Source organism: Cupriavidus phytohabitans, assembly GCF_017815025.1.
In the GTDB taxonomy this organism is placed as follows: Bacteria; Pseudomonadota; Gammaproteobacteria; order Burkholderiales; family Burkholderiaceae; genus Cupriavidus.
On sequence record NZ_JAGIQB010000090.1, the window covers coordinates 1 to 11,113 of the forward strand.

9 protein-coding genes and 2 pseudogenes are annotated in these 11,113 nt (G+C 59.1%); 5 read left to right on the forward strand and 6 right to left on the reverse strand.

Features of this window, described 5'->3' with window-relative positions:
- Nucleotides 1–196, forward strand: a 196-nt coding sequence (locus tag J8I34_RS31780; protein WP_209808157.1) for a hypothetical protein, incomplete at its 5' end; no start/stop codon positions are given.
- Between the two features lie 102 nt (nucleotides 197–298).
- Here the strand turns inward: J8I34_RS31780 and J8I34_RS31785 are convergent.
- Nucleotides 299–455 (reverse strand): annotated as a pseudogene (locus J8I34_RS31785) (H-NS family nucleoid-associated regulatory protein); the annotation flags it as partial.
- Nucleotides 456–1,269: 814 nt separating this feature from the next.
- On the opposite strand from J8I34_RS31785, the gene J8I34_RS31790 reads away from it, so the two are divergent.
- Genes J8I34_RS31790 through J8I34_RS31805 form a run of 4 tightly spaced genes read left to right on the forward strand, consistent with a single transcriptional unit; the run spans nucleotide 1,270 to nucleotide 5,957 of the window.
- On the forward strand, nucleotides 1,270–2,817 hold the full coding sequence (locus J8I34_RS31790) for an adenylate/guanylate cyclase domain-containing protein (protein WP_209808161.1): 1,548 nt from the start codon (nucleotides 1,270–1,272) through the stop codon (nucleotides 2,815–2,817).
- The gene (locus tag J8I34_RS31795; RefSeq protein ID WP_209808163.1) at nucleotides 2,817–4,508 is read left to right on the forward strand and encodes a ThiF family adenylyltransferase; all 1,692 of its coding nucleotides are present in this window, start codon (nucleotides 2,817–2,819) and stop codon (nucleotides 4,506–4,508) included. The genes J8I34_RS31790 and J8I34_RS31795 overlap by 1 nt, the downstream gene beginning before the upstream one ends.
- Nucleotides 4,505–5,044 (forward strand): M67 family metallopeptidase, encoded by a 540-nt coding sequence (locus J8I34_RS31800; protein WP_209808164.1) that lies wholly within the window; start codon nucleotides 4,505–4,507, stop codon nucleotides 5,042–5,044. Before J8I34_RS31795 ends, J8I34_RS31800 begins: the two co-directional genes overlap by 4 nt.
- Nucleotides 5,031–5,957 carry a TIR domain-containing protein gene (locus tag J8I34_RS31805; RefSeq protein WP_209808166.1) on the forward strand — a complete coding sequence of 309 codons (927 nt, stop codon included), beginning with the start codon at nucleotides 5,031–5,033 and terminating at the stop codon, nucleotides 5,955–5,957. Before J8I34_RS31800 ends, J8I34_RS31805 begins: the two co-directional genes overlap by 14 nt.
- Before the next feature lie 313 nt (nucleotides 5,958–6,270).
- Here J8I34_RS31805 and J8I34_RS31810 read toward each other — a convergent pair whose 3' ends face one another.
- From J8I34_RS31810 to J8I34_RS31830, 5 genes and pseudogenes are all read right to left on the reverse strand, one after another.
- On the reverse strand, nucleotides 6,271–7,233 hold the full coding sequence (locus J8I34_RS31810; RefSeq protein ID WP_209808168.1) for a phage exclusion protein Lit family protein: 963 nt from the start codon (nucleotides 7,231–7,233) through the stop codon (nucleotides 6,271–6,273).
- A 351-nt stretch (nucleotides 7,234–7,584) separates the two neighbouring features.
- Complete coding sequence (locus J8I34_RS31815; RefSeq protein WP_209808171.1) at nucleotides 7,585–8,367, reverse strand: nucleotidyl cyclase domain-containing protein; 783 nt, start codon at nucleotides 8,365–8,367, stop codon at nucleotides 7,585–7,587.
- Nucleotides 8,364–9,272, reverse strand: a complete 909-nt coding sequence (locus J8I34_RS31820; RefSeq protein ID WP_209808172.1) for a TIR domain-containing protein — start codon at nucleotides 9,270–9,272, stop codon at nucleotides 8,364–8,366. Before J8I34_RS31820 ends, J8I34_RS31815 begins: the two co-directional genes overlap by 4 nt.
- Nucleotides 9,273–9,492: 220 nt before the next feature.
- Nucleotides 9,493–10,173 carry a hypothetical protein gene (locus tag J8I34_RS31825; RefSeq protein WP_209808175.1) on the reverse strand — a complete coding sequence of 227 codons (681 nt, stop codon included), beginning with the start codon at nucleotides 10,171–10,173 and terminating at the stop codon, nucleotides 9,493–9,495.
- Between the two features lie 405 nt (nucleotides 10,174–10,578).
- A pseudogene (locus J8I34_RS31830) lies at nucleotides 10,579–11,113 on the reverse strand (DNA-binding protein); the annotation flags it as partial.

Genomic DNA, 11,113 nt, shown 5'->3' on the forward strand with positions numbered 1-11,113 from the left:
GTCTCATCCTGTGAAATCAATGCGTGCTGAGCACGCCGTGGCCTTCGGCTACGGCAGGTTGTTCAGACCATCCCTAAAGCTCGCCGGCTACGAGGTCTACCGCTTCGCTGGCGTCGAGTTGCAAGGGCCCGACGCACCAATTGCGGTCAAGTCGTTCTTCCAGGCGCTGTTCAAGCGTCACGGCATAATCGGGTAGGAACTTGCCTCTTCGATACTTGTGAGTGGATTTGCGCAGCAGTCGGTGGTGCTCAATGGGTGCTCGTCAGGGGGCCAATCTTGCCGGTCCGGCTGAACACGACTATGACCCGGAAAATTCCACGTGCTGCCCCGCATTGACCGCCCGCCGCAGCCAGGCGGGCATCTCCCCCTGCCCGTCCCAGCTCAGCCCCTCGGCGTTGCGGTAGCAAACCGGGCGTGGCAGGCGGTGTCGGTGGCGGATCAAAGCACCCCGCCGCCCTTCGTCCGCGGTCGGCGCCGGGCCGCCGGCCTTGCGTCGCCGTCCACCACAGGCATCCCGCACCCGCGAGGCCGCGCGCAATGCTCCATGGGGAAAATGACATTGAGCGGGCGGAGCAAGCCATTGGGATGCCGCCGTTTTCCGGGTTGCGGGGCAGCGCCGCGCATCCTGCTCGCTGCCAGCCGCGGGCGCGGCCCCATCCGGCCCCCTTTCATCCGAAAGCACGATTCCAGGGCCCTGACCGTCCCCATAGACGTCGCACACCGCCTCGCTGCCGCGCCGAAATTCTGGCAGTTACAGGATACGGGGAGAATATGAAACGCGATAAGCAATCATGGTAGCCTTCGCTCATGCGCGATGGCATGGCCAAGCGCAGATTTCCGAGGCGTGCTGTGGGCGCACCCGGGCGAGGCGCAACGCAACGGCTCACGCCAGCCAGCCGCTGCCCTGCAATGACGGGACAGGCGCCTCCTCGACTGGGGCGATTTCCCACAGGTCGTCCAGAAGAGCGCTCGCTGGACACGATGCGCCACCTCCACATGCCGGTCCATGACGAAGGCGTGCAACGACCACGCCTTACACTCGGGTTGCGTCTGCTCACGGAAGAACGCCGCGATACCTCTTCAGGGCGGCGGCGCGACGGTCCAAGACGGGCTATCCCCTCAAATGAGGGGCAACAGATAGACACATCTTGAATTTCCGATTACCGCCCCCCAGTATATGGCCCTGGTGCGGCGTGCGAAAGGAGGAGTTGGGCCGATTGCTGACCGCGGAACAAGAGGATGGTTTGCCAACGGACGGCAAGGGAATCTATGGCCAAGCGGACTTGGAGTGAAGACACGGCGAAGTCGCGCATCGCGACACGCCTGAAGGAAGTCAGCAACGTCGTCATCAAGGACTACGTCCGGGACACGGTCCTGACTGGCATCGGGACCGGCGTCGCGTATCGGGTGGACGGTGTCCACCTGTACATCGACATCATCAACATCAAAGCGTTGCTGGAAACGACCACCGCCGACGGTGAACGCGCGCACAAGCGAGCGTTACGGTTCCTCAACAATCACTACCGCGCCGTCCGCAACATCCTCCAGAGCGTCGACGCGATCCAGGTCGACTTCCACAACCAGCGTCTCCACGCCGTCTTCGCGAAGCCCTACGACGACGAGGCCGCCCGCATCCACAAGGCGGTGGCGACCGCTCAACTCGTACGCGACGTCCTGGCCAAGATCGGCGAGAACGAAGAGGACCCACTGCCCGCCGCCAAGACCCGCGTCGGGATCGACACAGGCAAGGCTCTCGCAGTCAACAATGGCCGCCGCTCGAGCCGGGAACCATTGTTCCTCGGCAACCCTGCGAACCAGGCTGCGAAGCGGGCCGGCTTCAACACCGAGGTGGAGGGCATCTTCGTCACCAACAACGCCCGCAAGGCGGTCGGCTGGGACAAAGTGTTGAACGACTCCACCACTGCGTTGACCGACGAGCAGGTCTCCAAGTCCAAAGAGAAGGCAGCTCTCGGCCTGACGGTGGACAAGGTCGTAAAGGACTGGGAAACGGACCTTCAGAACAACCCCATTGGCAAATTCGAGTTCACGCGCCACACGCCCCCGTATCGCGATCTCGAACTGGAAACACTGACCCCACGCAACTCGCGCCGGCAGGAGGCCACCTCAATCTATGCCGACATCGACAACTTCACCCGGTACGTTGCTGATCGCATCGAAGATGACGATGACGCCATTGACGTGGTCAAGACGCTCCACGTCCTGCGCAGCGAGCTGGATGCTGTCCTGTACGAGGACTTCGCCGGCAAGAAGGTGCGCTTCATCGGAGACTGCATCCACGGCATTCTGATCGAAGGCACTGCCGCGACCACGGACGACGCAGAAACTGCGAAGAACGCCATGCTGTGCGCTGCGGCCATGCGTAGCAGCTTCGCCGTCGCCCTGCGGGAGCTGGAAGCTGAAGGCATCGACGTTGGCGACCTCGGTCTCGCCATTGGTCTGGAGCACGGCTTCATCGCGGTGACGCGGCTCGGCATGAAGAGCGAGTTGGTCCGCTGCTGTATCAGCCGTTCGGTGCTCGCGTCCGAGGCAGAGCAGCAGAACTGCAACGGCCGGCAGACCTCGATCGGTCCGAAGCTGGATGAGCATGCACCACAGCAGTTCCGGAATTTATTCGGCAGCAGCCGCAAGCGCTCCGACTTCGACTACGCCGCTGCCGAGGATGCGCTGAACCCCAGGGACGACAGCAAGAAGTCAACCAACTCCGGCTCGTTGCTCAAGCCTGCCACGGCCGCGGCATCCGGCTTCGCTTTTGGTGCTGCGGCTGAGCCCTCGCGTACCTTGGCCGGCTTCTCCTGATGCCCTGGTTTGTGCGGCGTCCGCGCCGCCTGGCGCATGAACGGCAGGCCCTTGAATCCCTCCTGCAGGAGGGATGGGTGCATGCCGTCCACTGGCTGATCGATGAGCAGGCGGGCACGGCGCATGTGGATATTGACTTCGAAGGCGGTAAGCAGCTGCGGCAGGCCCGCATCGAGTACCCCTTCATCTATCCGTTTGCGCCCCCGCGGCTGGTACCGCGAGAGCCCGGCCAGCGTTGGTCGAACCACCAGTGGGGCACGTCGGAGCTGTGCCTGCAAATCCGCGCGGACAACTGGATCAAGTCTCTGGACGGCGCGGCAGTCCTGCGCAGCGCGCGACACCTCCTTGACACGGAAAGCACTGTAGACGCCAATGGTCGTAAAGCGGTAGTGCCTTCTGAGCACCGTTTCACCGAGGGGCAGCTCCTGCGCTGGGAGTATGCGCGGCTGGTCCTCAGCGATGAGCTCTTGGCAGAGGTGCGTCGCCGAGAGCCTGGCGTCTGGGTTTTGGACCTGCGCGCGAGCTTCTTCGAAAATTCGTGCGTCAGCTTGGCGGTTGGAATCTCGGGATCGGCCCAGTATGACCGGTGGGCTGACCCGACAATCCCATGCTCGGTAGGCCAGTCCCTGAACGGCGTTGGTCGAATCGCTATCCTCGAGCCTGGCGACCTTCGCCATCACGCACTGACCTTGCCAGACATGGCCAGCGCTGACCGCTGGGCGGCATTCTCCTCCATCCCGTTCGACGGTGGCGGCATCGTGGTGGGCTTGCTGGAAGGACGTGTAATCGCGAAGTTCCTCGGCAAGGACCACCGCATCCACGACATCATCAAGATTCTCATGGACAAGCAGCAGCGTGCCCCGACCCGCAACGCCATCCTGGCAACGAAGCGTGTTGCCATCCTCGGTTGCGGGTCGATGGGCAGCAAAGTGGCCACCTCGCTCGCCCGCTCGGGTGTCCGCAGCTTCTTCTTGGTGGACGCGGATGTCCTCAAGGTTGGCAACTTGGCTCGGAACGACTTGGACTGGGGGGAGGTCGGTGCACACAAGGTCGACGGACTGACGGCCCGCCTCAAGCGCATCTGCGAACAGGTCAAGGTCGACCGGTGGGTAAACCAGCTTGGAGGGCAGACTACCGTGGACGCCTTGAATGCATGCCTGGCCAGCCTGAAGACCTGTGACCTGATCGTCGAAACCACTGGAAGTGGTCAGGGCTTCGTCTACGCGAGTTCGGTGTCGGAGAGCGAAGGTGTCCCCATGGTATGGGGGCGTGTGTTTGGCGGTGGATTTGGGGGCTACATCGCCAGGAGCCGACCCGGCATCGAGGCCTCTCCGTTGGACATCCGCAACTTTATCTATCACTGGTTCCAGACACCTGGATTCCCCGAGCCGCCGGCCGACGTCGGCATCAACTACGCGGCTGACCCTGATGACCAGGCTCCCATGATTGCGGACGATGCAGATGTGTCCGTAATCTCCTCGCATCTGACAGGCTTTGCCGCAGACGCGCTGCGGGGCCAGGAGAGTTCCGACTACCCGCACTCGGTGTACGTCATTGGTCTGCGGAAGGAGTGGCTGTTCGAGCAGCCTTTTGAGACCCGACCGCTCGACGTCTCCGGAGTCAAGACCACCCACATCGCAGAGGACAACGACGCGGAGGGATGCGTCCGTACTGACGAGGCCAGCACGTGATCGATGTCGTCCTGAGCTCTCGCTGTTTGCGCAAGCTTAAGCGGGAGTTGCGGTCTGCCGGCGCGAACGAGATAGGCGGCGTCTTAGCTGCGGAACAGATTGGTGACGGGCGGTTCCTCGTGGTCGACCTGTCAGTGCAACGGAATGGTACGCACTCGCACTTTGAACGCGACCCAGTACAGCACCGGGAGTTCATCCGGCGGTTCCATGAGCGGATGGGCCACAAGCCGGAACGCTTTAACTATTTGGGCGAGTGGCACTCGCATCCGGCATACCCGGCAACTCCCAGCGATGTGGACTTCCGCCAGATGCAGGATTTGATCGAGAACGAGGAGCAAAAGTCAACCTTTTTAGTCCTGATGATCGTCAAGCTCGGCCCGGAGGGGGCGCTTCTGGGGTCGGCGCATGGATTCCGGCCGGGAGTCCTGCCTGCGCGCGGCCGGCTGCAAGGCAGTGAGACCGGGACAGTCCGTGAGGAGTACGGGCCGGTAGTTATTATTCTAGGTAACGCAGGGGGAGAACATGACGCTGATTGAGCGTTTCCAAAACAAGGTAGTCCTTATCGAGGCGTTGCTGGCGCAAGGCATAGTCCAGGGTGACCGTGAAGTGGCAACGGCGCTAGCCGACTCTGGCGAAGTTGTGGAGTTCGCTGCCGGGGAAGTGCTGATCCACGAGAACGCTACCGATCGCGACATGTACTTCCTGCTCTTTGGAAAGGTGGGTGTGTCGGTTAAGGGTAAGTTCCTCTACCATAGAGAAAAGAAAGTGACCGTGGGTGAGATGTCCGCGGTGAACCCGCACATCACCCGCAGCGCAACAATCACCGCCGTGGAGCCCACCGTCACGTTGAAGGCCTCCCCGGAGGCCCTCGACCAAGTTGCCATGGCGCAGCCTCGCGTGTACCGGCTAATCGCGGCGGAGCTTGCGTCCCGGTTGCTGCAGAGAAACTCGCTCATCCGGCCGCCCAATGATCGTCCTCGCGCCTTTTTCATCAGTTCCAAAGAGAGCGTTTCAGTTGCAAAGGCGATCCGACACGGGCTCAGATACACGGACGCCGACTCGCTCCTTTGGTCGGATGAAGATATTTTCCCGCCAGGCTCATATCCGCTGGAGGTGCTTGAGCGTGAGGTGGATCAGGCGGACTTCGGAGTGGCCATCGCCCATCCGGATGACATCGTCCAATCAAGGGGAAAACAATCGGCTGCCCCTCGCGACAATGTCCTTTTCGAGTTGGGTTTCTTCATGTCGCGGCTTGGCCGCGAGCGGACGTTTCTGCTGGTGCCTGAGATGGAAGCCGACCTGAAGCTGCCGTCGGACTTCAAGGGCATGACGCCCATTATGTACCCTCCGCTCACCGGCAAGCCGGGTGAAGTTCCTGTGCGGGTTTTGACCGCGCCGATCTATGCGCTCGAGCAGAAGTTTCAGCAACTGGGCTGCCGTGAGCCGTGAGCCGTCAGACTAAACACGCCGTTTTCCCGAAGCGGCCGCTGAACGATTCCAATTCGAATGCGGCTCCAAACGTCGCCCGCTTGACTTCCGCATCTCCCCTATCAACCGAGAGACTACCGTGTTTGCGGATTGGACGGGTCGGGAGGGAGCGGTCGCCGTCGCAGAAGCATTGACGGTTCATCGGCCAACTCGATCGTCGAAAATCCTGGGGCTCGCTGACCCGCCAAACTCTTCCGTCGGACCGCGAGCCTTCGCTGGCAATCGGCGATGAACCAAAAATGTTTACCTGCAAGCTAGCCCTCTGGCTGCCGAGTCAATGCCCGCCAATCCAGTTCTCAATTCGGTCGAGTGTGTCGCTGAAAGCTTCTTCTGCGTCATCGTATAGAGATGCTGAACGAGGAATCGAGCCCAACTCGTCAAGGGCCCACTCGAGAACAACGCACGTCAGCATTGGGAAGTAGTAGCGATACTCTTCCTTCTCGAAATCCAGCATTCGCATGAAGTTCGAGAGACGGTGATGAAGCGGCGGATGGCGCTTTTGTACAAAGGCCGTGCGTGGCTCCTTGCCGAGATACATAGAAGTCAATAGCGCGGCCAGAATTGCCCATGCTTTGCTGAGATTCTCAGATTCATCATCGGTAGCCTCCACGATGCTCGAAAAGGCAGCCACATCAGCATCTTGCTCGGCTTCGATAGCACTGGCGTCAGGCGCGTCGGCGTGCGCGAACTCGAGGTGTCCTCCAACGGCATGAGCGAATTCATGCCCCAACAAGAATGCAGCTGCCTGTTGGAACACCAAATTCGCCTTCTCGCCGTACCATCGTTCAATGTCGCATGCGTAATTCCGGGGGGACGGCAATTCTTGCGGCCATGGAGTGCATCGGGTTCGCAGCGACGCGGACCAGTCGCGCAGTTGCAGTGCGCGCACCAACACCGGATCAGAACTATCAACCTCGTCTATCCAATTTCCTTCGATGAGGGGCTTCTGGATACCGCGTTCGTAGATAACCATCCACGAGTACGTGAAGGACCAAAGCAACTCAAGATGCTTTAAACTGATATGCATCTCCGGTACGTCAGTCTTGCCGCGCCTCTGGAGCGATGGGCCCTGGGGTGGGGCCGTAACGTCATCGAAATTCAAGCCGATTTCGGGTCTCACGGCTCCGGTGGCAACTGCTTCTGCGAGTCGTACTCCTGCATAGGGGGTTGCGTTCTCGAACGCCCAAGTCACGTTATGCTCGAGGGCCAGAACCGGTGAGTCGTGCTCGATTCTCATAAGTAGCGAATGCTGAATTGGTAGCCACCTCCGATTCTATTGCAAAGAACCAGAGGAGTGGGTGGTCACCAACCAAATTGAAACGGCTAGACCGTTCACAACCGATGTCAGACCACTGAGGACTTGCTTGAGGCTGTCGGAAATGTCTTTTCTGCTTGCATCCTGGCCTGCACCGCTTCGCGCGCTGCTGCGGTCTCGGCGCCCGCGGAATCGGGGTCATCGAATGGAAGGGACTTCCATTCGATGACCCCGACCAAGACTGCGAAGATAAGGTCCCCGCCGGAATGCGATGTATCTGTAGGCGCAAGCTGGCGAGGATCGCACCCGAGCGCTACGCGTCCTCGAAGCTTACTACGCTACAGACCGGTTCTCCGTCGGCTCCGCGTACATTTTGAATCCCTCGACATGTTTCAAGGAAAGTGGCTTGAATCTCATCAGGCCGTTTTGCGCTGTCGGCCATGCGCTTTTTATATCTGGTGAAACATGGACTGCGTTTACGCCTCCACTCAGTTTCGTTGCGTCCCAAACGCAAGAACCAATTGCTTTTGGCTGATAATTCCCGGCTACTCCGACTAGGGTAACCATCGCCCTGCTCATCGCAAGTCCTGCACCAAGTGAAACTTCTGGCAGGTTGTAGCGCTTCGCGATGGCAACATTTATGAGTTGTCGCATGTCGCCGATACAGTTTTTCGCAGCCCGGTATGCAAGCTTAACCGAGTCCACTCGGTCATCTTTGTTCACGCCGAACAACACCAAACCTCCATCACCCAAGTATTCGGTCACCGTGCCGGCTTGGAAGCCGCATGTAACTGCTACGGCCGGAAGTAGCGCAGAGGTCTCGTAATAGACCCGTTGTAGTCCATTCACTTTCGCTCTCGCGATATGAGTCTTCAGCCGCTGGGTCGATCCACGCATATCTACCACCAGCGCAATAAATTCGTCGACTTGTGGTCGATCCGCCGACACAATGGGATAACCCGGTATGTTTGAGTCGGCGCTATCCATGGCGTACTTTTCCGTCGATACCTGATATCGCGCCTCGAGCAGGTGTCCGACTTCACCCCAGTTCGCTTCAGCACGATCCAACCCTTCCTCAATTGCTGCACTCACCTTCGTCCGCTCGTTGCTATTCATCGATTTACCCTTTCGATGTGCGCGCGGACTTTTTTCCATGCTGCTGCCATATCCCGGTCCGGTGAGTCTTCAGAGAGCTTTGCCGGATAGTCGATAGTCGTTACTCCTGCAAGATCGCTAGGCAGCTTGATAGCAACACCCTTTGGCTTCATTAAGATAGTTCGACGACGGCCCAGCCTTCCCATGAACAGGCCAAGCTCGAATATCACGTTGTCACGAGGGCTAGGCTTTCTTTCCTTCCGGGACATCGTCAGGTCATCATCCTGGGCGATGGCAATGGCGAAGTCTGCTGTGCCTAGATGTTGCTCGAGGTCTTCAAGCGGATAGCTGCTCACCCCAAACACGTTGTCCGGCCAGTTCCAGAATTTGATGTTCGTCTCGTGTTCGAACGCGAGAACACCGGTCTCAGCAACCGGCAGGGCTTCGACGGACGAAATAGCAAATACATTGATTTTTTCATCTGTCCGGGCAAGTGCCTTGTTACGCCGTTCAAGCCGGCGTGCCAGTTCTGTGGAAATGTGCTTGTACATTCGGGGGAATTGCTCCGCCAGGTCCAGGAACACTGATTCGGAAAGTTTGGCGGCTACAACGGTGCCGTCAGCAATCACAGTCGCGGAGCGCGGCAACGCTTCAATTGCTGCCATCTCTCCAACGTGCCTACCGGCATCAACTCGGTCGACCTCTTTTTTGCCCACAATGATTTTCGTGGAGCCAGCCAGCAGCAGGAAAATGTCGCTGGTTTGGTCCCCTTGCGTGACGAGCTTCTCGCCGTCTGGAAACTCGATGAGCTCACATGCTTCAGCCAACCGTTCCGGCAATTCCTGAATCCCGCCGCAGATACCCTGCAACTCAAGCGCCGCAATCAGATTATTTCGCCGAGCTTCCCCATGAAACCGTTCTATCATTGTCATTCTTGCTTAAAATTAAAAATTGGTAGCCGCCAGCCTCCGCGCTGGTACCACTGGACCCAGGACGCCAATCGATTTGTACGCCCCCTCTTAGACATAATATACGGCGCTGCAAAACTCGGTTCAAAAAACGCCGCACCTGAGTTTGCCGGACGACGTCTGTCGCCGCGGTGCCTTCGATTCGATGGCGGCGACGCTGCTAGGCAAAGCCTAAATGTCAAAGATGCGGTTGCAAGTGTACTAGTTGCTGGCAATACTCACCTGCGCGCATACGCCTTATCAATTCCTGGGCCTGAACGTGAATTGCCGATGGCTGGTCCCTTTTGACCTTGACCCTTTTGACTTCTATATGGGCCCGCTGCCAGTACTCGGGAATCCTCTGCCACGCATCCCATATTTCCTTTGCACTGACTGTCGCGGGAGGATGCTCCGCTACGAAGTCTGTCCCGCAGACAACTACATAGCTCATATGCTGAGTCTCCTTGGCTTCGACCTCGTTCGGGTAGCTGATAGCAACACAGAGACCCTTCAGTTTCCAACGCAACTGAAGCAACAGCTCAGCATCTGCAAACACGCGGCCGTCCGCGTCGGTGGCGGTGTCGTTGTAAGAGCTTCTGAGACCCGCCACTTGCTTTGCAAAGTCCGCCTGCTTTTCGAACTGTCGGAGAACCGCCAAAGGCCTCGGGCTTCCAAAGTCCTTCTGCAGCTTCAAGACACGCCTAGTCTTACTCATATCAATGTAGCCAGAGTAGATAAACGCGGTTTCCTGCGAATCCTCCGTTGGACAAATCTTTGCTGCGATGATGGCTAGCGCTGCCGCGCGTGTCCCAAAGTGGCTGAAATCATCGAATCGCTTGATGCTGCCGTTCGTACTGCCATGATATAGCTTCTCTGTCACGCATGCTCCTTTGAAGATTTCCAGACGGGTTCTCGCGCGACGGCAACGCTGCTGCATTGCCGCTCGCCGATACCCCCAGCAGTCCAAAGGATACGAAACATCGAGTCGAAATCCGTTGAACAACGCGGCTAAATCCGATGTGATGGTTCGCCGCAACTACCCAAAAAATTATCCGCGCTGTTTACATGTCAGCGGCACAGATTGGTGTATATGGGGTTGCTTCAGAAAACGGAATATATTGCACGCTAAGCCATCCTGGACGGGCCGATAGGCCTCGCGCCCCTGCGCACCGAGGATCTGAGGTCACTGTTTAGGGTTCGGGGAGTTCGGGGGAAGAGGAAGGGGTCATGCCGGCATAAAGCCGGAAATGACGCATAAGCCCAAAAGTAATAAAGAACGGCGTCTTTATGTCGGTCGCGCGCTGGCCACGAGATAGGTGCGCAACTCGGCCACGATGCCTTGCTGCGCCTCGCATTTGGCCTGTGACTGCGCGAAGGCCAGCTCAAGCTCGCGCACCTGGGTCGACAGGCTGCCAGTTTGTTCCAACGCTGCCGCCAATTGTTCCTGCAGCGCCTGGGCGTGGGCATCCTTGTCGGCAATCTGCGCCGCCAGCACGCCGTTACGCTGCTCGATCGGCTGCAGCGCTTCGAGCTTTTGCGTCTGGCGTCGACTGAATTCTTTTGCCTGCTGAAGGGCCTGCCGCGTATGGGACAGTTCGGCCACCAGGCGCGCGCCCTCCTGGTTCAGACGGGTGACTTCCTCCTGCTTGATCACGATGGTTTGCTGCGCCTGGCGTAATTCGGCCTGCAGTTGCTGGAGTTGCTGGAGTTGCTGCTCGTGCCGGCGCTGGTCCTGGTCGCGCTGGTCCTTGACCGCCTGGCGGTAGTGATCGAGGGCTTCGCGCGCGTGCTGGTGTTTTTCCTCGAGGGAGCGCCGGTGG

Bases quoted from the DNA above. Each gene is read 5' to 3' on its own strand.
- J8I34_RS31815 (WP_209808171.1), bottom strand. From the start codon at position 8,367: ATGAATAGCAACGAGCGGACGAAGGTGAGTGCAGCAATTGAGGAAGGG.
- J8I34_RS31820 (WP_209808172.1), bottom strand. From the start codon at position 9,272: ATGATAGAACGGTTTCATGGGGAAGCTCGGCGAAATAATCTGATTGCG.
- J8I34_RS31810 (WP_209808168.1), bottom strand. From the start codon at position 7,233: ATGAGAATCGAGCACGACTCACCGGTTCTGGCCCTCGAGCATAACGTG.
- J8I34_RS31790 (WP_209808161.1), top strand. From the start codon at position 1,270: ATGGCCAAGCGGACTTGGAGTGAAGACACGGCGAAGTCGCGCATCGCG.
- J8I34_RS31805 (WP_209808166.1), top strand. From the start codon at position 5,031: ATGACGCTGATTGAGCGTTTCCAAAACAAGGTAGTCCTTATCGAGGCG.
- J8I34_RS31795 (WP_209808163.1), top strand. From the start codon at position 2,817: ATGCCCTGGTTTGTGCGGCGTCCGCGCCGCCTGGCGCATGAACGGCAG.